This window comes from Paenibacillus sp. FSL H7-689 (assembly GCF_000517905.1).
Classification (GTDB): Bacteria; Bacillota; Bacilli; order Paenibacillales; family Paenibacillaceae; genus Paenibacillus; species Paenibacillus amylolyticus.
Map to the genome: position 1 here is coordinate 45,512 of NZ_ASPU01000002.1, position 23,148 is coordinate 68,659.

Genomic DNA, 23,148 nt, shown 5'->3' on the forward strand with positions numbered 1-23,148 from the left:
ATTATGAATATTATTGCTAGAAGTATTATCAAAAGCATTGCTGAAAGAAAATTTCGAACCTGTCTAATTATATTTTCGATTTTGATTGCTACTGCGCTCTTTTTTTCTTCCATTACAATTTCGAATTCATTAACCCATGTGTATACACAGAAGCTGGAAAATGCACAGGGGAATGCAGATATTATAATTAAAAGCGTGGATAATACTGACCCGTTTTTCTCGGTAAATAAGGCTGAGAATTTGAGTAAAAGCACGTCCTATAATATCGGGGAAATACAGAGTCCTGCGATATATATAACTGAGAGTAATAACATAAATTGGTTTAACTTGCATGGGTTAGAGGAGGGCGAACTTGAAAAACTGAATCCAATTACGTTCGTAGACAAACAAAATAACCAGCTCTTCGAAGGAAATAAGATCATTGTCAGTCAGGGAGTAGCTGATAAATTCAAGCTTAGCATAGGTGATGCTATTGTTTTGGAGGTTAACGGTAAGAAGCAATCCTTCAATATATATGGAATCTCAAATCCAATGGGTTATTTTATGGATGAGTCTCAGTTCTATTCTGCAATCGTGCCCAAAGGATTGCTCAGTCAAATATACCAGACAAACGGTTTGGTTAATTATGTGAATATCAAACTCGCGGACGTCACTGATAAGCCAGCAGCCATTACGGAGCTGTCAGCTATGTATAAAGACCAAATGGTGAAAGATCCAGTGTCTCCAGAGGATATTAAAAGTCAAACTAGCGTTCTAAGTACCGCGCTTATGGTTATGGTTGTTGTAGTCACTTTTATGAGCATATTCATCATATACACATGCTTTAAAGTTCTGACGATTGAGCGGCTTCCAATGGTAGGAACTTTTAGAAGTATAGGAGCTACAAAGAAAGTCATTCATTTATTACTTATTGCGGAAAGTTTATTTTATGGTGTGATTGGTGCGGTATTGGGTAGCGCTCTAGGTGTTGTCATTCTTAACTATATCACTTCCATGACGACTCCGGGTTATATTGAGCAGTCCCCAATAATGTCTCAGTTCTCGCCTGTACATATAGTTGCATCTTCCCTATTTGCCATTCTATTGTGCTTGGGAAGCTCGCTCATGCCTATTCTTAAAACATCAAAAGCTCCACTTAAAGAAGTGATATTAAACCTTACAGAATTAAAGGATTTGGGAAAAAGAAAGAAATTTATTATAGGTCTTGTCTTTATCGCATTAATTGTGATACTCGCGCCAATGGTTACTGGCCAATTATCCGTAGTAGTTATAGGTGTGAGCGTTATTTTAGCAGGCGTGGCATTAACGCTGGTGATTCCTTTCTTGACTGAACTTGCTGCGGTGATTCTTGAGAAACCATATGCTCTCATCTTCGGTAATATAGGATCGCTTGCGTTGAGAAACATTCGAGGAAACAGCAATATGATGAATACTATATCGTTAATCGCGATTGGTATCACTTCGATTATGTTTGTCAATACGGCGAGTAACAGTGTATTGACAGCAACTACGAATTTGTATTCAGAAAGTTCCACCTTTGATATTAAGATGACCGCTGCCGGAGCGGATCAACAGCTTGTGAATAATATTCAGAAAGTCGACGGTGTAAAGGACGTATATGCGAACTATGAAGCTAAAAATGTAAAAGTAATTGATAAAAACGGAGATATTCTTGCTATAGACAGTGTGGATTCGAATAGGCATCTTGATTTTTGGAAAGTAGATGTGGTTGGTGATGCCAAGGAGCAGCTGAAAAGCTTAGATAACGAGCGTAATATTCTGCTTGCCGTTCAGGTAAAAGAAAGACTTGGTGTTAAAGACGGGGATACAATTACGCTGGCATTTCCTAAGGGGAATAAAGAATATAAAGTTCAAGGTAACTTTAACACCCTGATGTATACAGGCAACTATGCGTTAATTTCTGAGAAGTATATGAAAGAGGATTTAGGCACGACCATGTATTCTAATATGTATATTAAAACAAATCAAAATCCAAGTACGGTTGCTAAAAAAATGGAACGGCAATTTTTCTCTGATAGGCCTCAGATTATAACAGTGAAAGATTGGCAACAGGAAAACGTCAAGAGCAACGAGCAGATATTTAGTATATTAAAAGGTTTTGCATTTCTCTCTATGCTAATTGGCATTGTTGGTGTATTTAATAATCTGGTTATCAATCTTATCCAGAGAAGACGAAGTCTAGCGATGCTTCGTTCCATCGGAATGAGCAAGGCTCAGACCGCTAAAATGATATTTATTGAATCATTAACGCTTGGCTTAATTGGTGGTGTGTTTGGATGTTTGGGTGGGTATTTACTTATTTGGCTGCTTCCGTATATTTATAAAGCGCTATACATTCCACCAGTATATATTTTCTATCCGTTTAGCCAAGTGTGGCTATATTTCCTAGCATCCGCTTGCATCGCCATCGTGGCTTCCATTAGCCCAATGATTAAATCATCTAAGTTAAATATTATTAATGTAATTAAATACGAATAGATGATCAAAAGGAGAGAGAGCAATGAGTATTATCGTTGAAACTAGAAATGTATCTAAAAGCTATCAAATGGGCGGTCTTTCGGCAGAAATTTTGAAAAATGTGAATCTTCAAATTAATAAAGGCGAATTTATTAGTATTATGGGCTCCTCCGGTTCTGGAAAAAGCACATTATTATATTTAATAGGCGGCCTGGACAAACCGAGTGCAGGTAAGATCGAGATACTTGGTAAAGAAATTTCCGTGATGAAAGACAAGGACGAAAGTATTATGAGAAGACGGGATATCGGATTTGTATTTCAGTTTTATAATTTAATTCCCAATTTAAGTGTGGAAGAAAATATTATGCTGCCTATGCTTCTGGATGGAAAGCCTAAAAGCAGCTACCGTGATAAATTGGATGATATTATTGAAATTGTGGGCTTGTCGGATAGAAGAAAACATACACCAAGGGAACTGTCTGGCGGACAGCAGCAAAGAGTGGCTATTGCCCGAGCATTAATCAATGAACCTGAACTCATTCTAGCGGACGAGCCAATAGGCAACCTGGACAGTACAACCGGTATGGAAATTATGGAACTGTTCAAAAAAATTAATAAGGAACATGGCAAAACTATTATTCAAGTGACACATTCTCAAGAAGCAACTGTATACGGAAACCGTATCATTCGTTTGAAAGATGGAGTTTTGCAGAAAGAGGCGTAAGTAGATATAAAGTTATTACGCCAGCTCCCAAAAGACTGGAAATTGCGCAGGTATTATCCTGTCCAATCTCTAGTCTTTTTCTCTTCGTAAAGTTTTATCTTTCCCAAATTCTACAATTAAAATGAAAATTGAAAGACTGGAAGAAATGTCGCTCACAAAGAAATTATTATCTCTTTTTTTCATCAGTCGTAGAAGTCTGCTGAATGCATATGTGACGTAGTTACGTCAGTATATATGGTAAAAAATGGCCGTTCTCAGCAGCCTCAAATGGTAGTAAGTCGGCATACTGCTCGCTGAACAAGAGGAGATTCGGCTAGGAAATGTGAACAATATACATATGGTCGTTAGAGACATTAGCTTCACAGCAGTATCGGATAGCGGGCTCTCCAGGCGGTCAGAAAAATGGCGTGAAGTAGGAAAAAATTGTACGAACCATTGGTAGTTAATAAGTATTCTATACGACCGATTGTCAAACCAAGTGCGACAGTTCCTCTGTGAAAGATTCGTGAGCGGTTCTCCAACCCAAGCATTTTCGTGGTCTGTGATTCATTAGATCGAGTGAATGGGCGAGATCTTCATCCTCCACTTGAGCGAGATCGGTACCTTTAGGGAAAAACTCTCGAAGCAACCCGTTTGCATTCTCGTTGGAACCGCGTTGCCAAGACGAATATGGATCAGCAAAATAAACGTGCATGTTGTGGGTCGTTTCCAGATTGGCATAGCATGCAAACTCCTTTCCTCGATCAGCCGTAGCTGTGAGGAAGGTCCCTGTAGGGTACTGTGAGATCGCTACACCGAGCGCAATCTCCATCGACAAAGCGGTACGGTCGGGCATGAGAACACCGGTATATAGGCGTGTTTTTCGTTCAATCAACGTCGCTACGCAGCCTTTACTTTTCCCGCGACCCGATACGACGGTATCCAGTCCCCAGTGTCCAAACGTTTCACGGGAACGAACCTCTTTGGGGCGATCTGAAATGGGTTGACCAATAGCGAATTTACCGCGAGTTTCTGCGGGTTTCTGGCGCTTCCCCTTGTGTCGAAGAACCTGTAATACACCTCGAACCAAGCGCCCAGCGTAGATCCAGCGGTAGATGGTTTTGAAGGAGACTGCACGGCGGCCTTCGGTGCGGAAACGTTCAGTGATTTGTTCCGGAGACCACGTTGCCTCCAGTTTTTCCTCCAGTGAAGTAGCCAAGGCGTCTGAGCATTTACCTGGTGAGACAGAAACCTTACGACGCTCCTCATACGCGTTCTGAGCTTGTTCTGCCTGATAGGGATGCGATGCAACAACACGATCTAGCTCACGGCAAATCGTGGAAGGATGTCTACCCAGTTCCTTTGCAATGGTTCGTGAACTTTGGCCTTGCTTGTGGAGGATTTCTAGCTTGCTGCGTTCGTTTATGCTAAGATGTGAATAACTCATGGACTGATTCTCCTTGTGTGAATGCTGGTGTGGTAACTTTCATTCTACACGAATCAGGCTATGAGCCATTTTTTTATTTTCAGTAGGTGTCGCACTTCATATTACAATCCGTCATATGATTTAGTAAGATAAACTTCCTGCTGATAACAAACTTAATAACTAACTCGAACAGTCCCCATGAATAGTAATAATTCTTCGGGGACTGTTTGTTCTTTATTTGTATTTATTAAATTTATTAATGAGTAATGAACCTTATCTGCCATAAGTGTCACATACGTGAAAATTATATTTACTTATACAACTTTAAAGGTAGGCTTATTAAAGATTGTCCTGCGGCAGAAGGAGTAAGATTATCTTCTAGTATGAATCCATCCACTGGCTCAATTTTGTTGAAAGTTTTTAAAAATGTAGTCAGTACAATTTTGCCCTCCAAGCGTGCCAAGGGTGCTCCCAGACAGAAGTGCGTACCAAAACCAAATGCAAGTTGTTTGTTATTGTTTGAGCGATGAATATTAAGTTTGAACGGATCTTCGAACATATTCTCATCCATATTGGCTGCACTCATCCATGCTATGATGGCGTCTCCTTTTTTCATCTTAACTCCAAGCAGATCGTTATCCTCTTTGACCATGCGGTCCATTTTACTGATGTGAAAGCGATATCTCAGCATTTCTTCTACCGCAGCAGGATCGAACAGGCACAGATGAATCCATGGGACAATCCGGAATGGATGCTGTTGTCTTACAATAAACCTGCTAAGGCATCTTCCTTTATGGAAGGAAAAGAAGCTTCGAAAGCGATGGATGAGAATGTTCAAACATGGTGGCAATGAGGTGAAGCAGGTCTATCATGTTATTACTCAGCAGATGGGTTCGGCAAATTGATGCTCGTTATGAGTAAACCTTATGTATACTTAGACCTCAATCAGAAGGATTACTTTATATTGGCTACTTCCAACGGTGTACCATTGCAAAATGCTGATTTTGTTCACAAGCGTGATATCGATTTATCTGGTGACTCAAGCCACTATTATTTTACCGGAACTGATAAAGATTATATGGTCATTGGGCAGGACTCAAAAAGAGGTGACCTAAGATTAACAGTTGTGGATAATGAAAATAATATTCTCGAAGGACTTAACTATATCCAAATTGTGATCAGCCTAATAGCCCTACTTTCAGTTCTCTGCATCCCATTAACCTTTATTGTATTACGGAAGTGGATTTTTAAGCCAATCACAAAGTTAAAACAAGCCATAAAGAAACTTGAAGGTGGTGACCAAAATCATAGTATTAAAGTAGAAGAGCATCCATATGAATTTACGCTGTTAAGTGATACTTTTAACCATTTTCACATCAGAAATTCAGCAACTTAAAATTAATGTATATGAGGAGCAAATTCATAAACAGAAGGCGGAACTCTAGTATCTTCAAATGCAAATCAAACCTCATTTTCACTTGAATGCATTCAATACCATTTATAGCATGTCTCAGATGAAGGACTATAGTTTGATTCAGGAGATAGTTCGCAGTTTGTCGGATTATTTAAGGTATACGGTTAAGGGGAACCTTCACTTGTCCCATTCGAGGACGAATTAAAGCATGTCCAAACATTTCTGCAAATTCAAAAAATTCGCTCGGGGGAGAATTTGATTTGTCATATTGATGCAAATCAGCAGTTAATGAATTTACAGATGCCTCCTTTAATCTTGCATACCTTTATTGAGAATATTATGAAACTGCCTGTCAATGGATGAACCGATATCAGTACTTATTAAAGCAACATGGCTTGAAGACGAAAAAGACAAGTGTGCAAGTATTATAATCCAAGATAATGGAAACGGATTTTCCGCAGAAGCTCAGGAACCTGGTTGCCGCTTTTCTCGGGCCATGTTTCCAGTCTTTTTGTCTTTCTCTTTGAAGCACCACAGCAGGGATTTTACATTCAAATCCCGAATAGGTGATATAGTTTCTATTTCTAAAGCTGATGGGCAGGTGCAATATTTGGTGATTAATAATGGAAAAGGAAAGAATAACCTGAGGGAATTTATGACTTGGGCCGGGGAAAAGGGCTGGGACATAATGAGTAAACCCGGTTCGCAGTCACATGTAAACAGCAGCATTACTTCAAGATATAAAGGACTTCCAGATGAATATTTAGAATTTCTAAATGTAGTTGAAAAATGCGTTGCACCGGATGAGCAAACCTGGTTTATTTGTGAGGCTGAGTTCAACAATAGCACGGAGACCGCATTCCAATGGAATGAATTTGAAATGCTTAGTTTGGAGGCAGCAGAGGGTGATTCTATTTGGCAGTCAGAGATAACGGCCTGGTGGGATCATCACTTACCGATCGTAATGTCTGTGGAGGATGGATATTCCTTCTATGCCATTGACTTAACAACCGACAATGGGGCTATTGTACGTGGATGTGAGCCGGAATTTGAAGAGGTTGAAAAGGTATCCGATTCGTTTGGAGAATTTCTGGCATGGATGATGTCGAATTCAGATTAGCGTAGCTAGGAAAGGTTGATGGTTATACTTGTGGCCAGCGGCCTGACATTAGATTATTAAATTAAAGAACTTATGAAACGATATAGGAATTCTTAATTTATGATATAAAAAATGGTATATATAGCGTGATTTTAGTCTCATTTAAGTGTGTTCCAAGCATATTTTCTATATATAAAATAATTGTTTACTGTTCGTTCTAGAAATGATATGCTAACAGCAAGTTAGATCTAACTACTTTTTTTTGCACAATAAAGAACGATCGTTCTAAAAACTGAAATTACACTAATCTGAAGAATATAAGGGAGAGAATAAGATGAAATACACCGTAATCACAGGAGCAAGTTCAGGAATTGGATATGAAACAGCATTGGCATTTGCAGCACGGGGTAAAAACTTGATTTTGGTAGCTAGAAGATTGGATAAGCTTGAAGAACTTAAATCGACTATTCAGGGTATCGATCCTAAAGTAAATGTTATCGTTCATACAAGCGATTTGTCTGTTACCGCAGAGGCGTACACGCTATATAACGATTTGAAGGAATATGAAATTGAGACTTGGATTAATAATGCAGGGCTTGGAGAAGGCTCGTTCATTGCTGAACAGAATTTGGATAAAGTGGAGACCATGCTGCGTGTTAACATCGAATCTTTGACCATTCTATCTACATTGTATGTGCGAGATTATGCGAATGTGGAAGGCACTCAATTGATTAACGTCTCATCCGCACTCGGATATGCCATTGCTGTAGGCAGTGTGGCTTACTCTGCATCGAAATACTACGTTAGTGCCTTCACAGAGGGCCTTGCCAAAGAACTGGAATTGAAGGGTGCAAAACTAAAAGCGAAGGTGCTGGCACCAGCGGTCACGGAAACAGAATTTGTACAAAAATCAATAGATACTGAAGGATTTGATTACAAAGCAAACATGTCTAAGTACCACACTGCTAAAGAAATGGCAGGCTTCATGATCAATCTGTATGATCACAATGAAGTGGTCGTGGGAATTGTAGACCAGAACTATGAGTTCCAACTGACAGGCGCAATCTACCCGGTGATTTCAGAATTGAATTAATACAGCAGAATCCAGAGGATACATCTACAAAATCTCAAATAAGAAGAGGAGTACATCCAATTGGAAAAGATATGGAGTAAAACAAAGATTGGCAACATGGAATTGCCTCATCGACTAGCGATGGCACCTATGACACGCAGTAGAGCACAAGAAGATGGTACACCTGGAGAGTTGGCGGCACTTTATTATGCTCAGCGTGCAACGATGGGGCTTCTGATTACGGAAGGAACACAACCATCCGATGATGGACAGGGTTACTTGTGGTCACCTGGCATCTACACCGATAAGCATATTGATGGATGGAAAAAGGTAACGGGTGCGGTGCATGAAGCTGGCGGATATGTGTACATCCAATTAATGCATGCGGGTCGCATGTCACATCCGGACAATACCCCGCATCATCGTCAACCGGTTGCTCCATCAGCAATCGCACCGGGTGTAGAAATGTTTACGGCTACAGGGATGCAGGATATCCCCGTTCCCCGGGAATTGAGTCAGGAGGATATTCAAACGACCATTGCCGATTTCCGAAAAGCAGCAGCCGCAGCGATCGAAGCAGGGGCGGATGGCGTCGAGATTCATGGGGCCAACGGATACTTGATCAATCAATTCTTGGGAGAAAATTCAAATACACGGACAGATGAGTATGGCGGGTCAATTGAAAATCGTGCTCGCTTTGCGATTGAAGTAACCAAAGCCATCGTGGAGAAAATAGGCGCAGAACGAACTGGCTTCCGTATCTCACCAGGGACACCGCTGGGTGGAATTCAAGATGGCGAACAAGGCCCTGAACTCTATCGCTATCTTGTAGAAGAATTGGCTCAATTGGATTTGGCTTACCTTCATGTTATGCATCTTGGAGATGAACAACTGCTCCAAGACATTCGTTCGATCTGGCAAAATCCACTGTTGGTCAATCGGGCTGGAAGAACGTTGGATGATCTCAGTGTCGATTTAGATCGTGGTCTCGCTGATGTGGTACCTGTAGGTGTATGGTCCTTAGCTAATCCAGATTTGGTGGAACGACTTCGACAAGGTGCGCCACTGAATGAAGCAGATACGACAACATTCTTTGGATTGGGAAGTAAGGGCTACACGGATTACCCTACGTTGGAAGAATTAAAGTCGCAAGAGGGGCTACACTAGCACAAAGCATGGAGCATGGCGTACAACTGAATACTGCGCGCCATGTTCCTACATAAGTTGAACTAATCATTTACACATTAACGGAGAGGACAGAAAGAACCTGAAAAAGCGAAGCTAAAAGCTTTCTGAAAGAAAGCTACTTCGGAAGCATACACCTCGCCTTTATCACCGGATTTTCCCTTTAGAAAGGGGATCAAAAAAATCTGGGGATAACAGCGATTGGAAGGTTGTTCTGTCATCGTAGTATCAGTGTAAATAATCTTTAGTTCAACTTATGTAGTCTATAAGCAAAGGAAGAGGATAAATGATGAGAGCAGCTAAAATACAGAAATACTCTAAAAAAATCCAGGTGGAAATCAATAATATTGAGATACCTCAGATTCATAGCCGTGAGGTCCTTGTCAGAGTAAAAGCTGCGGGTGTAAATCCGCTGGATATCTTGAATATGAATGGTAGTGTTCGGATGATTGCCGACTATACGTTACCTTTAACTTTAGGGAATGAATTATCGGGTGTCATTGAAGCTGTCGGTGATGATGTTTTGAATTTTAAAGTGGGTGATAAGGTTTATACAAGGTTACCTCTGAATAAAATTGGTGCTTTTGCTGAATATGCGGCTGTACATGAGGATGCTTTATCCATGATGCCTGAAAATCTGTCTTTTATCGAAGCTGCTGCAGTACCCCTTACTGCCTTGACCGCGTATCAAGCATTGCATGATGTACTCCAAGCCGAACCGAATAAAAAGCTGTTTATTCCTGGGGGAACCGGTGGTTTCGGTGCGATGGCTATCCCGATTGCCAAGTCCATGGGGCTAACGGTGATTACAAGTGGGAGCGAAAGAGGCAGATCACGTACACTGTCGATCGGAGCAGATCAATTCATTGATTATAAAACCGAACATTATGCTGATATCCTGTCCGATATCGATTATGTGATTGACACCTTGGGTGCGGATGAAATCAAAGCTGAACTAAGCATTTTGAAACCACAGGGGAAATTAGTTTCTTTGAAAGCGGGACCCAATTATCGTTTTGCAGCGGACAGCCATTTTCCAATGTGGAAAAAAGCATTGTTTGGCCTTGTAGGTGCACGCCTGGATTCTTTAGCGCGTAAGAATCAAAATGAATATCGCTTTATATTCGTGCACTCCAGCGGGAGTCAATTGCAAAAAATCACAGCTCTCATAGAAAAAGAAGATATCAAACCCTCGATCGATTCAACCTATACGTTTGATGAAATTGAAAAGGCATTGATTAAAGTGTCCACGGGTCACTCCCAGGGTAAAGTCATTCTTACCTTTTAAAGGCCCAACGAGAGCATGTTATTCAATGTTTGTTTTCTGAACAGGAGGGAAGCTAATGGCGAGAAACAAAGAGTTCGATGAGTCTGTTGTACTGGATAAAGCGATGAGACTTTTTTGGGAACAAGGGTATGAGAAGACGTCGATGACAGATCTAGTCAATCATATGGGAATTCATCGTAAAAGCTTGTATGACACATTTGGCGACAAACATACCTTGTTTCTAAAGTCAGTAGATCTGTATGATCACAAAATCAGCTCCGCCCTTACAGCAGGCGTAAAGCGTTCTAAAACGGCAACGGAAGCACTTCAGTTTATATTTCTTTCTTTAATTCATGGAGAGGAATCTCCAGCATCAGGCTGCTTCATTGTTAATTCGACGGTAGAATTGGCGGCACGTGATAAAGACATGAACCACCGATCGACGGAGATGTTTGCAAATACGGAGAAACTAATCAAGGACATTATGGTGTGGGGACAGCAAGAAGGTGAATTCACAACGGAGTACAACGCCGAGGTATTGGCGGAATATCTGCATAACGTAAGCATTGGGTTAAGGGGGATGGCCAAGACTTCGATGACCAAGGAAAAACTGCTTCGTATAGCGATGCTATCCATGGATCTCATACTAAGGTAGTCTATTTGTTACTATTATAGAACGTTCATTCTAATTGATGTTCCAGATGAAACATATTTTATAGAAAAGAGAGGCAGGTCACGATATGAGAAAGACAGTTCTAATCACAGGGGTATCGGGTGGGATCGGTAAAGAGTTAGCAAATCGGTTTGCCAAAGGTGGACATCATATTGTGCTGGTAGCACGAAGCGAGGGTAAAATACAGGATCTAGCTCAGGAGTATCGGAAAAAGTATGGCATTCAGGCGACGGTTATTGCCAAAGATGTAGCAGCACCTGGGGTACCACAGGAGATTTATCATGAGCTGAAGGAAAAGGGCATTGTTGTTGACTATCTTGTCAACAATGCAGGTTTCGGTCTGTTCGGGACGTTTATGGAAACGGATATGGAACAAGAAGTTAATATGATTGACGTGAATATCAAGGCTTTAACCGTCATGACAAAGCTATTCTTGCCGGATATGATCCAACGTGGGCAAGGCGGTGTGATGAATGTGGCTTCGTTGGTAGGTTTTTTCCCTGGGCCGTTGATGTCGGTATATTATGCAACAAAGGCATATGTACTATCGTTCACTGAGGCTTTGGAGAATGAAGTAAGCGGAACTGGCGTTACAGTAACGGCACTGTGCCCAGGCCTGACATCCACCGGGTTTGTTGATCGTTCGGGTATGGGTGTCTCGAAGATGTTGCAGGGCCCGATCATGGAAGCTGGACAGGTGGCCGAAGAAGGGTATCGAGGCTTCTTACGTGGCAAGACGTTAATTATGCCTGGAGCTCGGAACCGATTCATCGCGTTTATGCCGCGGTTGTTGCCGCGTAAGATGATGACTCGCATAATTAGATCCTCACAGGACAAGACAGGACATTAAACATATAAAGAGGATAAATCAAGTCCTCCTCAAGTCGATCGATACACGTTGTCCTTCATCTTGTCTTTTACGACAAACATACACAAAAACAGGAGGGAAGCTGAAAGGCACAAATTGAATTTTCTCCATCTCAAATAACTCAGCTAATTGTTTCCTCATATGAAGGGAGTACTGGTATAAAACTAACGTGCCTCCAGGTCGGAGCGCTGTATGGATCTGTGACAGGATGTTTTGTCTCATTTCTCTGGAAAAATTAAAAAAGGGCAGTCCACAAATGATATTATCCAATTGATGTATATGTTCTTGATGCATCTTTTTCACTAAATAGGATGCATTCGAATGGTACATGAATTCAGGATATGTTTTCTTCAGATCATTCCTCATTTTCGGGTCTCTTTCAAATAAAAAAACGGTAGCAGATTGGGGTAATTCAGCTCTCATAAGACGTGTGACTGCCCCTGTTCCTGGCCCTAGCTCAGCAATGGTTCTTACCTCATCCCATCGTACAGACTGGACAATTTTCTTAGCCAAAAATTTGGAGCTGGGGAGGAGACTGCCTACTCGTTTAGGGTTCCTCAGAAATCCTTGCAGGAAAAGAAGTGGTTCGGATGTTTTCATAGCGGTATCCTCCATTATCAATGCTATTGATGTTTCACTGGATGTTAGAAGGCAAGCTTAGTTGGAATATAAATACGTTACGCGTATGTTTTAGTGTTAAAGTCCCCTGATGTAAATCCGCAATGTTTCTCGCAATAGAAAGTCCCAGACCAGATCCTGATTGAATACCTTCGCTATTCCTCGAATAATCCACCTTATAAAAGCGATCAAACAGTCTGTTTTTTTGTTCTATCGTTAGTGGTATGCCTTTATTCTCTACTTCAATGGTAACGTGATTATGCTGCACACTCATTCGAACATGAATCGTGCCCGGTTTAAAGGAATACTTTAGTGCATTCATGAGGAGATTGTCGATAGCTCGAGCGATCTTATCACTATCCAGGGAAACCATGATTGGAGCATTACCGAGTGTTTTTTCAATACGAATCCCATGCTCCTGAGCTAAAGGTTCGAATTCAAACAACAATTGGTCCAATAGCTGACAGAGGTCAATATTTTTCAAATCCAATTGGGTGTTCACTTCGTTAAGACGCGTATATTCAAATAAATCATCGAGTAACTTCTTCAAATGTGTTGCTTTGTTATAGGTATTTTGGATGAAACGATCATACTCTGCTTTGTCTTGAAATGATTCTGATTTGAGAAGCTCAATATAGCCAATTATGCTGGTAAGCGGTGTACGCAGGTCATGTGAGATGCCAGTGATCATGTCCATCTTGGATTGCTCCAATTCACGTTCTTTAGCAATCTGTTGCTTTAACTGTTCTGTCATATGATTGATGTTGGAAGCAACGCGTCCAAGTTCATCTTGTCGATTAACGGGCACCCTGTAATTCAGATTTCCTTCAGATATGATTTGAAGCCCTTGCTCTAATGTAATGAGATCTCTCACAATTTTTCGTGTGGAAAACAAAAAAATTAACGTGAAAATTACGATGAAGATTGGTGTTAGAACGTAAGGAAAAATGTAGAGGAGCGAAGGCCAATTAAATCTTTCACTAATTTTTGCGGCAGCTATGATCAACATATTATTTACACCCACAGAGCCAACAAACGAAATCAATAAACTGATCAACATTTGATATAGGATGTTAATCTGTATCTTTTTTTTAAAATGTGGTAATCGTTTAATCAATTTTATATCCCACTCCCCATACCGTTTTAATGTAATGGGGTTCCCGCGGATTTACTTCCAATTTCTCTCGCAGGTTACGAATATGAACCATCACCGTATTATCTGAATACCCGTAAGGTTCTTTCCATACGGTTTCGTAAATTTTCTCGGAGCTAAATACTTGTCCAGGATGGCTGGCAAGCAACACCAGAATGGAGAACTCCAGTGGTGTAAGCGAAATGTCCTTTTCTTTGAGCTTCACGGAATGTTTATTTGTATCAATGATAAGGTCCTTAATTAAAATAAGTGAGTTGGATTCTGGTTTTCCGATCAGTGTTTGACGTCGTAACTGAGCTTTAACGCGAGCAAGTAACTCTAATGGATTAAACGGTTTGACCATGTAATCATCGGCCCCGGTAGTCAGGCCCGTGATTTTATCAATGTCTTCTTCCTTAGCGGATAACATAATAATGGGAGTGGGTGATACTTCTCTTATTTTGAAGCAGGCTTTGATTCCATCCATAATGGGCATCATGACATCCAGTATTACGAGTTGGACCGATGTTGTTTTGATAATATTTAGCGCTTCCTCACCATTGGCTGCTTCAATGACATGATATCCTTCGTTACGTAAATAGACATGAATGACATCCCGGATATCGGGTTCATCATCAACAACGAGAACGGTATTCATAATTCAACACTCCTTAAAAATTAGGATAACATCAGTGTAAACGATAGTCTGGAATGTTTAAATTGTTTCCTTTTTGCGACAGACATAAACGAACGCAGGTGGGATATTCAAAGGCACTAATTCTATTTTTTCGATGATAAAGTGTTCGGATAATGTTTTTTTCATTTGAAGTGAATATTGAAAGGCGATGAATAATCCTCCAGGTTTGAGTGCCTTATAGATCTGGTCTACCAACGTATTTCTTAATTCAGGTTCAAAGTTGAAAAACGGCAATCCGCTAAAAATGTAATCCAGTTGCTGAACGCCCTCTTGATTCATGGATTCTACCAATCGAGCGGCGTCTGGATAACAGGAGAACTCCGGGTATGCCGTCTGAAGAGTATTCCTCATCGTTTCGTTCATCTCAAACAATAGGACTTTGGTGGAATCGTGTACTTGTTGATGAATATAACGAGTGATCGGACCTGTACCCGATCCAAGCTCGGCGACAGCTTTTGCCTCTAGCCAAGAGGCTTGCTTCACCATTTTGCTGGCGAGAAACCGGGAACTGGGTATGATACTGCCGACATGTTTAGGGCTTTGCAGAAAGCTTTTCAAAAATAAAATGGGTTCATTAGAATTCATATTTGTGGTTCCTCCATATATGTGATGGTATGTTATCAAACCAGTTAGAAATGGAATAATTGCAGCGTAGATAGAATGGGACCGCCGAAGTAAGTTCCTGCTGTAAAATAGGTGATGGTCCATAACAAAGCACTGGAATAGGAGATAAGAGCAAATTTTCTATACTGCACGCCACTGAGTCCCATCACCAAAGGGAGAACATATCGCACGATTGGAATGAACAAACCGATGCACATCGCCCAATTGCCACTCTTATTCAGAATCAGTTCAGCCTTGACGAAGTGTTTATGATGCTGGAATCTGTGTTTTATCTTGGGTCCAAATAACTTCCCTGCAAAATAAGCAAAGGTAATGGCCGTTAATAGTCCTGATAAAATACAGAAGTATGTGATCCATGAATTGATAACTCCTGTGTGACTCAAAATGGCACCGCTGATAATCGTGATCTCATTTGGAATTGGAATTCCGAAAGGCCCTAATGAGAAGGCAAAATAAAAAATCAGATAACCATACTGATGAAGTAGCTCTAAGATCGTATTACTGATCATTGTTTTGCCTCCTCTCTTGTTGATATAGCAATCTTAATGAAAAAAACTAAGGAATTAATGAGCATAAATCTGAAGAAAATCTAAAGAATACATAAGCAAAGCCAAACAACTGCGTTCAAGAGAAAAAGCCTTGCCAACTTACTAGCAAGACTTGAACAGGTAGAACTATTCAGGAGCGGTGATCAAGTGATATGAATTTCTGAATATCAAATAAAGTTTGTCTCAAAAAGGAACATATAAGCGAGTTCGAGTTGATTACCTATATCTTTATCTGCAAGGAAGAGGATGATCAAAGAAGAGCCGAGACGTCATAATGACGACTCAGCTCTTTTTTTATGTCCCAGGGGATCAGACTTCTTTGAATCAGCTTATTGTAGGAAGTAGAACCATCTGAATTTGGTACCAGCAACAAAAAACAAAACAATCCATCCCCATAAAAACAACAAACGTAGAGGTCGTGGAATCAGGAGATATTCTGAGTACAATTTGCTGAAAAGTTTCATTACAGTAGTGACCACCCCTGCTAAGTTACTCCCTTATATCCGCTTTCGAAAGAAAAAGAGACGATAAGATAACCAATATCCCAATAAGTCTGTATACCGTGGCGTAGGCCTCGAGTTAGCTTCTGGCGATTATAAATCCGACGATCGATATAGATAATAGCAAAAGACCAAAGGGGATCTTATAACTCAGATGCGGAACCTCCAATTATATCAAAATTAGGTATATTATATCATGATAAACACCAGATCAATAAATAAATCGAACGATATGATGCTGGCATGCCAATATATAGTGTAAGGAGGAGGGGAATGGATAATGAGTGAACAAGATGAGTACATAGAACTTGTAACGTTAATACGGGCGGGGCATGAAGAAGCATATGGAGAATTATATGAGAAAACAGTGACGAGGATATATCAAACTGTGCGATTTCTCATCAAGGACAAGTCTGATGCGGAGGATGTAGTACAGGAGATTTACATTCAGGCGTATCGATCATTGGCGCGATATGATGCGGAGCGTGCTTTTCGTCCCTGGTTGATGGGGGTGACGATGCGACAGGTTCAGAGTTATCGACGCAAAAGATTGATGCAGTTTCGGTTTGGCAAGCGGATCGAGAAATCTGACGTGGGACTAGAATATGATTTTTCCACTGATCTGGTCAACAAACTGGCAAATCGTCCTCTGCTGGAACAGGTGTGCCGTTTACCGTACAAGCTGCAGCAGGTGGTTACACTTCATTATTTAAATGAATACACGCAAGAGGAGATTGCTGGCATATTGGAAATTCCACTTGGAACCGTAAAATCGCGCATACATGCGGCGCTGGCGAAGTTAAGACAGAAAGAGAAGATGAATCCAAGATTGCGGGGAAAGGTGGAGGATCTGCATGAAACTCGATGAACAGTTGCGAACAGCCTACCAGGAAGAGACCAAAGACTGGTCCGTTCCTGCGAGAATTAAACATAAAATGATGGATAGTATTCGAAATGATTCACACATCAGAAGAAATCGAAAAAAATGGCTGATCACTGGACTATTAGCTGTTGTGCTCATTATACCCACCGGAGCCTACGCAGGATACACCTATCTCGCAGACGGAATATATGGTTCACAGGAGAATATCAAAGCTATGGGGGGAACAGCTGAAGATTATATGAGGTTGGAAGCAAAGCTGCAGACGGCCAAGGCCCATTTCAGCGAAGAAGAATTTGTTCAATATATGGACTTGCTGAAGCAATTAGGGCAAATGGCCGTGAAGTATGCCGATTCTCAGGGCAATATGCATCCAGAGCAGTGGAGTACAGTGGAGCAGGAACGATATAACCTTCTTGTAGCCGAGCTGGAACCGTTTTTCGAGAAGCTGGAAGCTGTGAGTACTGCTTCACAAAAGGATCCTATGAATGAGCAACAATTCTGGACGGAGCAGTTGGCGCGGGCGGAGGAGATGTTAACTAAAGAGGAGTTTACCGAGTTCAAATCTGTGTATGAACAAATGAAGGCGTATGAAGTGATGGTGGTAGACAAGGATGGAAGCATTCATGATGAGCGCTTGTCAGTGGAACAGAAGGATGATTTGAGGCAATTAAGAGAGCGACTTATTCCGTATTTGGAGAAGTTGGGGCTTGATGTGCGGTGAAGCAAGTGAAATCGGTTTGTACGAGAAGAAGCGGAGAAGTGAATTCTTTCGCTTCTTTTTTGTTGCTGTGATCCATTACTTCCTCCCCTGCACCTTCAGCCGATATTGATGTGGTGTAGAGCCTGTGGTAGTACGGAATACTTTGCAAAAGTAGGAGGGGCTGGCCATACCGACACGGTGACCGATTTCGGGAACGGTGAGCGAGGAACGGGTGAGCAACACGCAGGCATGACGAATGCGGGTAGCTTGAGCATAAGCAACAATGGTGGTGCCGGTCGCTTTTTTGAATACATGAGATAGATGGTAGGGGGACAGATGAAGTGTATCTGCGATATGCTCCAAACGAAAAGGCTCCTGGTAATGCTGTTCAATCCATTGCATGATGGCTTCGGCATGAGGGTGAAGAACGTTAGCACTGGACGAAAGTACATCTTGGGAGCAGCTTTGCTGCCCGTCCTGCCACAGATAGCGAAGTTGTGCGAGCAGATCCAATAAAAAGAGGCGTGTATCCTCCTCTATTTCGTGAGGAAGCAGACCTGGATACGTATCTGCATATTGTTCCATTCGTTCAACGAGTGGGGATGTGGCAGCAAGTCGGATGGGCTGAATGGGGGATTGCTCTTCCAGCAGATCCTGTATGAAGTCGTGAGTAACGATAAATTGGGGCCAATGTGCCTTCAGTAGATCAAGTTCAACCATGAGTACATTTCGAATGAAAGGCTGCAGTCTGGATACTTGAATCTGGATGTGGTGCAATTGAAAAGGTCGAAAAATCATGAGCATACCGGGTTCAAGGGAGAAAACCTGACCTTCGGTTATCAACTGCCCATATCCTTCGTGAATATAGGTTATCTCCAGCTGCGAATGAGCATGGAACACTTCGCGAGACGTAGTGTTGGATGTACGACGACAGACCAGATTAAATTGTTCTCCCAGAAAAATGGACTTCATAAATGCCTCCCTAATCATGCGCAAGATAGTTTTATTTTAGCACAAGATGAACGCATAAAAGCGCTTTATTATTGTGTATTGTGAAGGGAATAAGGGAGGTATGCAACGATGTTAAAAGTGGCGATTATCGGAGCAGGTGCAATTAGTGGAGCACATATCTCAGCATATATGTCGTTCCCTGAGCGATGTCAGATTGTTGCTGTGGTCGATATCTACGTGGAAAAAGCACAGAAGCGAATTAATGAATATGGTCTGGAAGGTGCACAAGCTGTCACGGATTACACAGAGTTACTTGCCCAAAACATTGATCTGGTATCAGTCTGTACGCCGCCATATACGCATGCTCCCATTGCGTGTGATTTCATGCAAGCAGGTGCACATGTGTTGGTCGAAAAACCGATGGCTTCTTCCCTGGAGGAAGCGGATCTGATGTTGAGAGCATCGCAAGCAAGTGGCAAGTTGTTATCCGTAGTAGCACAGAATCGTTTTACGACACCAATGATGAAGTTAAAAGGTGTGCTGGACAGTAAACGGATGGGACCGATTGTACATGTGCAGGTTGATTCGTTCTGGTGGCGTGGCCACAATTATTATGATCTGTGGTGGCGCGGGACATGGGAAAAAGAAGGCGGAGGCTGTACCCTTAATCATGCGGTGCATCATATTGATGCCATGCTTTGGATGATGGGACCTCCAGTGGAATTACAGGCCATGATGGCAAATTCGGCACATGATAATGCCGAAGTTGAGGATATATCCATGGCGATGCTTCGCTTCCAGGAAGGGGCGCTTGGCATGATTACCAGTTCCGTCGTACATCATGGAGAGGATCAGCAGTTAATTTTTCAGGGCAAAGAAGCCCGGGTATCTGCACCTTGGAAAGTGGTTGCTTCTACCGCGCGGAATAACGGATTTCCGGAACCGAATCGAGAGTTGGAACACCAGATTCAGAAGATCGCTGACGAATTACCGGATGTTACTCATGTCGGTCACGCTGGGCAAGTTGAGAATGTGTTAAATGCTATTGAGACAGGATCACCCCTTCTGGTGGATGGCCAAAGTGGTCGGAATACACTCGAACTGATTGTGGGTATCTATAAGTCGGCAAGTACGGGAGAAAAGGTTGTTTTTCCACTAGGAGCGGAAGACGCGTTTTACACAAGAGAAGGAATTATGCAACATGCCGTACACTTTTATGAAAAAAAGACGACGGTGGACAACTTCGAGGATACGAGTATTACACTCGGGAGCAAGTTGGATTCGTAGTGTTTTACGTGAAAAAGATGCCCCTCACATAAGTGAGAATGGCATCTTTTTTTGTACTAGGTCGATTACACCTACATCACCATAAAAAATCAATACACTTGGTTTTTCCATCCATGTAACTCGTATTCGCTTCAAGATCATAATCTCCATAGTCAGGGATTGGATCAACAGAAAGAGGGTGCAAATATAGCGCTTTTACAGTTAGCGGATTCACGTCATTTTAGACACTTGGAGAAGATGATGCGCTGGATTGAAGAGCATTTCGAATATGAGGTCAGATTGGGCAAGATGGCGGCAGATGTTCACCTGTCCAAATCGTATGCTTCCCGCATTTTTCATCAAGAGACAGGTAGCAGCATTACGGATTACGTCACAGCTCGAAGGTTGAAGCAGGACTACTTATGCCTTGATATAACAACATTTTCAGTGGAGGAGATTGGCAGACGTGCCAGATTTCTGAACGGATGTATTTCATCCAGTTATTTCCCAAATCTGCCTAAAAGAACCCGCTGTAGTATCGACAATAATTTGAACGGTGCAGTAAGCATTATTTTAGTTTGCAAAATAATAGCGTTATTACGTCTCTATATTTAATTAGTATTCACCGTTCCAATTAAAAAAATCCCGGATGCGGATTGCACTAGCCAGTTGCTAAAAGCGATACTCACCTCCGGGATTGCACATCGGTTACCTTCAAGCTAAATAAACATTAAGGATTCCTCAAACTGTTACAACCACTTATCAGCCCAACGTTCCACGGCGCTTAGCGCTCTCCCAAGTTCCGTTCCTTTTCGTGACAACATATATTCAGTCCGAACTGGACGTTCCGTGACCACATGGCGAACCACAAGGCCTTCTTCCTCCAGTTCCTTCATTCGCTCATTTAACACACGTTTGCTCAAGTCAGGGATATAAGCGTGAATCTCACTGAAGCGTTTGGGTTCCTCCATCAACGCATGGATAATGAGGGCTACCCATTTTCGGCCAATGATCTGATAAGATTGTTCCACTTTTGTACATATTTGCTTGGCATTCTCATCATCGCTCATGATTGTACTCCTTTGGTTTAGTATTGCTTGTAATATCATTAGTATACTTATTGTAACCTACTTGTCCACAGGCCATATGTGTAAAATGTCACATACCAATTGTTCTTAATGTTACCACATAAAGCGTTATCATCAAATAAAAACCCTATAAACACTGGAGTTCACAGGTTCGACACGATTATTGACGAATTGTGACGACAGGTGTAATATGGGTAACGTTAATTCAAATGGTTACAATTTATAACCTAAACACAGGTTGTGGAGAGAAGGAATGTTCCATGGTTGAATTCAGGTGCGTTATATAAACGGAGGCAAGGCGGGGAACACACCCACTTATTCCGTCTTTTGTCATGCTTGGATTTGAACATTTTGCAACATCATATACTATACTGCACAGATCACAGGAGGCACTCCAATGGATGCAATGACATTTGTCCTGTTCGGGGCAACAGGCGATTTAGCCAAACGCAAGATTTACCCTGCATTATATAACTTGTACATGGATCAGAAAATGCCGAAATCCTTCTCCGTTATCGGATTGGGACGACGTGAATTGTCGGATACGGACTTCCAGGCGAATGTTGAAAAGTCACTGCATGAATTCTCACGTCAGACGCCGGAAGAAGCATCTCAGGTTCGTGATTTCATTGGCGCTTTCCGTTATTGTTCTTTAAATAATACGAAGCTTGAAGATTACACCAAACTGTTGGAACTGGTTCAACAGCGTGAACAAGAGCTTAACATTCCCGAAAACCGCATGTTCTACATGTCGGTGGCACCGGAATTCTTTGAGCCAATCGCATTAAACATTCAAGAAAGTGGCCTGGGTAACACCAAAGGCTGGAAGAAATTGATTATCGAAAAACCATTCGGACACGACCTGCAATCAGCTCGTGATTTGAACGAAAAACTGAGCAATACCTTTGCGGAAGAAGAAATCTATCGCATTGACCATTTCCTCGGTAAACCGATGGTTCAAAATATTGAGACGCTCACCTATGCAAATCCGGTGATTCAGGCGTTGTGGTCTAACCGTTATATTGCCAATGTACAGATCACGGCTAGTGAGACGGTGGGTGTTGAAGAACGTGCCGCGTATTACGACCAAAGTGGTGCCCTTCGTGACATGTTCCAAAACCATATGCTTCAGTTGCTGATGATGATTGGTTTGCATTTGCCAAAACGTTGCACACCGGAAGAAATTCAATTCAAAAAGCAGAAAATTGCTGAGGCACTTCGTCCGTTGACAAAAGAAAATATCGCTTCTGAAGTTGTTCGTGCGCAATATGCAGCAGGTGAGCTGCAAGGTTCCTCGGTTGTTGGATATTTGGACGAGCCTGGTATTCCAGCCGGATCTCAGAACGAGACCTATGTTGCTGCAAGACTTTGGATCGATGATCCATTCTGGAGTGAGGTTCCATTTTATATCCGTACAGGTAAACGCCTGGCTGAGAAATCCACCCGAATCGTTGTTGAGTTCAAGGCACCACTGAAGACCGGTCATGAATCCGAAAATACAACGGAACCTAACCTGCTGACGATTGAAATTGGTCCGGGAGAAAGCATCTCGCTTCAATTAAATGCGAAGAATCCATTGAACCATGGTGAAGTGGAACCAATGCATATGACCTTCAACTCAGGTAAACGTAACATCCCTGAAGCTTACGAGAATCTGATCTTTGATGCGATGCGTGGGGATTCCACATTTTTCGCACACTGGAACGAAGTGGAGCTGGCATGGCAATGGGTGCAACCGATTCAGGAAGCATTCGAAGCGGGCAGCGTGCCACTGGATACGTACAGTGCAGGTTCGCATGGACCAGAGTCAGCAGATCGCCTGACAGCAGCAGACGGCTACCGTTGGTGGTAAGTGAAACGAAAGAGTGAGCATAAGAGAACACAAATAGTAAAAACAACTTTACAATCCGTTCTGCTCACAAATAATCATTTGCACAAATCCAAACAAACCTTTCC

At 41.9% G+C, this 23,148-nt stretch carries 24 protein-coding genes and 1 pseudogene; 16 read left to right on the forward strand and 9 right to left on the reverse strand.

Annotated features, from left to right (window positions below; all coding sequences use genetic code 11):
• The first annotated feature begins 3 nt into the window (after positions 1 to 3).
• The gene (locus C170_RS00185) at positions 4 to 2,499 is read left to right on the forward strand and encodes an ABC transporter permease (protein ID WP_036605697.1); all 2,496 of its coding nucleotides are present in this window, start codon (positions 4 to 6) and stop codon (positions 2,497 to 2,499) included.
• 22 nt (positions 2,500 to 2,521) lie between these two features.
• On the forward strand, positions 2,522 to 3,202 hold the full coding sequence (locus C170_RS00190) for an ABC transporter ATP-binding protein (RefSeq protein ID WP_036605698.1): 681 nt from the start codon (positions 2,522 to 2,524) through the stop codon (positions 3,200 to 3,202).
• A 469-nt stretch (positions 3,203 to 3,671) separates the two neighbouring features.
• Here C170_RS00190 and C170_RS00195 read toward each other — a convergent pair whose 3' ends face one another.
• Positions 3,672 to 4,628, reverse strand: coding sequence for an IS30 family transposase (locus C170_RS00195; RefSeq protein WP_036605699.1), 957 nt, complete (start codon positions 4,626 to 4,628; stop codon positions 3,672 to 3,674).
• Positions 4,629 to 4,917: 289 nt separating this feature from the next.
• Positions 4,918 to 5,316 (reverse strand): annotated as a pseudogene (locus C170_RS00200) (cytochrome P450); the annotation flags it as partial.
• On the opposite strand from C170_RS00200, the gene C170_RS30615 reads away from it, so the two are divergent.
• From C170_RS30615 to C170_RS00235, 9 genes are all read left to right on the forward strand, one after another.
• Positions 5,278 to 5,460 carry a hypothetical protein gene (locus tag C170_RS30615; RefSeq protein ID WP_155984993.1) on the forward strand — a complete coding sequence of 61 codons (183 nt, stop codon included), beginning with the start codon at positions 5,278 to 5,280 and terminating at the stop codon, positions 5,458 to 5,460. The pseudogene C170_RS00200 and the gene C170_RS30615 sit on opposite strands and share 39 nt — an antisense overlap.
• Before the next feature lie 111 nt (positions 5,461 to 5,571).
• The gene (locus C170_RS29860) at positions 5,572 to 6,003 is read left to right on the forward strand and encodes a HAMP domain-containing protein (protein ID WP_162158942.1); all 432 of its coding nucleotides are present in this window, start codon (positions 5,572 to 5,574) and stop codon (positions 6,001 to 6,003) included.
• 58 nt (positions 6,004 to 6,061) lie between these two features.
• Complete coding sequence (locus C170_RS31630) at positions 6,062 to 6,226, forward strand: histidine kinase (protein ID WP_081745800.1); 165 nt, start codon at positions 6,062 to 6,064, stop codon at positions 6,224 to 6,226.
• 150 nt (positions 6,227 to 6,376) lie between these two features.
• Positions 6,377 to 7,141, forward strand: a complete 765-nt coding sequence (locus tag C170_RS31230) for an SMI1/KNR4 family protein (protein ID WP_235200692.1) — start codon at positions 6,377 to 6,379, stop codon at positions 7,139 to 7,141.
• A 313-nt stretch (positions 7,142 to 7,454) separates the two neighbouring features.
• Positions 7,455 to 8,213, forward strand: a complete 759-nt coding sequence (locus C170_RS00215) for an SDR family NAD(P)-dependent oxidoreductase (RefSeq protein WP_036605701.1) — start codon at positions 7,455 to 7,457, stop codon at positions 8,211 to 8,213.
• A 60-nt stretch (positions 8,214 to 8,273) separates the two neighbouring features.
• Positions 8,274 to 9,359 carry an alkene reductase gene (locus C170_RS00220; protein ID WP_036605702.1) on the forward strand — a complete coding sequence of 362 codons (1,086 nt, stop codon included), beginning with the start codon at positions 8,274 to 8,276 and terminating at the stop codon, positions 9,357 to 9,359.
• Between the two features lie 307 nt (positions 9,360 to 9,666).
• Positions 9,667 to 10,665 (forward strand): NADP-dependent oxidoreductase, encoded by a 999-nt coding sequence (locus tag C170_RS00225; RefSeq protein ID WP_036605924.1) that lies wholly within the window; start codon positions 9,667 to 9,669, stop codon positions 10,663 to 10,665.
• A gap of 55 nt (positions 10,666 to 10,720) precedes the next feature.
• Complete coding sequence (locus C170_RS00230; RefSeq protein ID WP_036605703.1) at positions 10,721 to 11,299, forward strand: TetR/AcrR family transcriptional regulator; 579 nt, start codon at positions 10,721 to 10,723, stop codon at positions 11,297 to 11,299.
• An 85-nt stretch (positions 11,300 to 11,384) separates the two neighbouring features.
• The gene (locus C170_RS00235; RefSeq protein WP_036605704.1) at positions 11,385 to 12,167 is read left to right on the forward strand and encodes an SDR family NAD(P)-dependent oxidoreductase; all 783 of its coding nucleotides are present in this window, start codon (positions 11,385 to 11,387) and stop codon (positions 12,165 to 12,167) included.
• 18 nt (positions 12,168 to 12,185) lie between these two features.
• Here the strand turns inward: C170_RS00235 and C170_RS00240 are convergent, their stop codons facing one another.
• From C170_RS00240 to C170_RS00260, 5 genes are read right to left on the reverse strand one after another with little or no spacing between them, the layout of a single operon-like run.
• Positions 12,186 to 12,800, reverse strand: coding sequence for a class I SAM-dependent methyltransferase (locus C170_RS00240; protein WP_081745815.1), 615 nt, complete (start codon positions 12,798 to 12,800; stop codon positions 12,186 to 12,188).
• A 19-nt stretch (positions 12,801 to 12,819) separates the two neighbouring features.
• Entirely contained in the window at positions 12,820 to 13,863 is a 1,044-nt protein-coding gene (locus C170_RS00245; RefSeq protein WP_081745816.1) for a sensor histidine kinase, read from the reverse strand.
• Between the two features lie 49 nt (positions 13,864 to 13,912).
• Entirely contained in the window at positions 13,913 to 14,593 is a 681-nt protein-coding gene (locus tag C170_RS00250; RefSeq protein WP_036605707.1) for a response regulator transcription factor, read from the reverse strand.
• 57 nt (positions 14,594 to 14,650) lie between these two features.
• A complete protein-coding gene (locus tag C170_RS00255; RefSeq protein WP_036605708.1) occupies positions 14,651 to 15,217 on the reverse strand; it encodes a class I SAM-dependent methyltransferase in 567 nt (188 codons plus the stop codon).
• A 44-nt stretch (positions 15,218 to 15,261) separates the two neighbouring features.
• Positions 15,262 to 15,765 carry a DedA family protein gene (locus tag C170_RS00260; RefSeq protein ID WP_036605709.1) on the reverse strand — a complete coding sequence of 168 codons (504 nt, stop codon included), beginning with the start codon at positions 15,763 to 15,765 and terminating at the stop codon, positions 15,262 to 15,264.
• Positions 15,766 to 16,584: 819 nt separating this feature from the next.
• Here C170_RS00260 and C170_RS00265 point away from each other — a divergent pair.
• Both C170_RS00265 and C170_RS00270 read left to right on the forward strand, forming a co-directional pair.
• Entirely contained in the window at positions 16,585 to 17,172 is a 588-nt protein-coding gene (locus C170_RS00265) for a sigma-70 family RNA polymerase sigma factor (protein ID WP_036605710.1), read from the forward strand.
• Complete coding sequence (locus C170_RS00270; protein WP_036605711.1) at positions 17,159 to 17,908, forward strand: DUF3600 domain-containing protein; 750 nt, start codon at positions 17,159 to 17,161, stop codon at positions 17,906 to 17,908. The genes C170_RS00265 and C170_RS00270 overlap by 14 nt, the downstream gene beginning before the upstream one ends.
• A 75-nt stretch (positions 17,909 to 17,983) precedes the next feature.
• On the opposite strand, the gene C170_RS00275 is transcribed toward C170_RS00270, so the two are convergent.
• Positions 17,984 to 18,859 carry an AraC family transcriptional regulator gene (locus tag C170_RS00275; protein WP_036605712.1) on the reverse strand — a complete coding sequence of 292 codons (876 nt, stop codon included), beginning with the start codon at positions 18,857 to 18,859 and terminating at the stop codon, positions 17,984 to 17,986.
• Positions 18,860 to 18,967: 108 nt separating this feature from the next.
• On the opposite strand from C170_RS00275, the gene C170_RS00280 reads away from it, so the two are divergent.
• Positions 18,968 to 20,125, forward strand: coding sequence for a Gfo/Idh/MocA family protein (locus C170_RS00280; RefSeq protein WP_036605713.1), 1,158 nt, complete (start codon positions 18,968 to 18,970; stop codon positions 20,123 to 20,125).
• Between the two features lie 237 nt (positions 20,126 to 20,362).
• Positions 20,363 to 20,719, forward strand: a complete 357-nt coding sequence (locus C170_RS00285; RefSeq protein ID WP_162158943.1) for an AraC family transcriptional regulator — start codon at positions 20,363 to 20,365, stop codon at positions 20,717 to 20,719.
• A gap of 134 nt (positions 20,720 to 20,853) precedes the next feature.
• Here the strand turns inward: C170_RS00285 and C170_RS00290 are convergent, their stop codons facing one another.
• Positions 20,854 to 21,174 carry a winged helix-turn-helix transcriptional regulator gene (locus tag C170_RS00290; RefSeq protein ID WP_036605715.1) on the reverse strand — a complete coding sequence of 107 codons (321 nt, stop codon included), beginning with the start codon at positions 21,172 to 21,174 and terminating at the stop codon, positions 20,854 to 20,856.
• 415 nt (positions 21,175 to 21,589) lie between these two features.
• Here C170_RS00290 and zwf point away from each other — a divergent pair, with 415 nt between their 5' ends.
• Positions 21,590 to 23,044 (forward strand): glucose-6-phosphate dehydrogenase, encoded by a 1,455-nt coding sequence (zwf, locus tag C170_RS00295; protein ID WP_036605716.1) that lies wholly within the window; start codon positions 21,590 to 21,592, stop codon positions 23,042 to 23,044.
• The last annotated feature ends 104 nt before the right edge of the window (positions 23,045 to 23,148 follow it).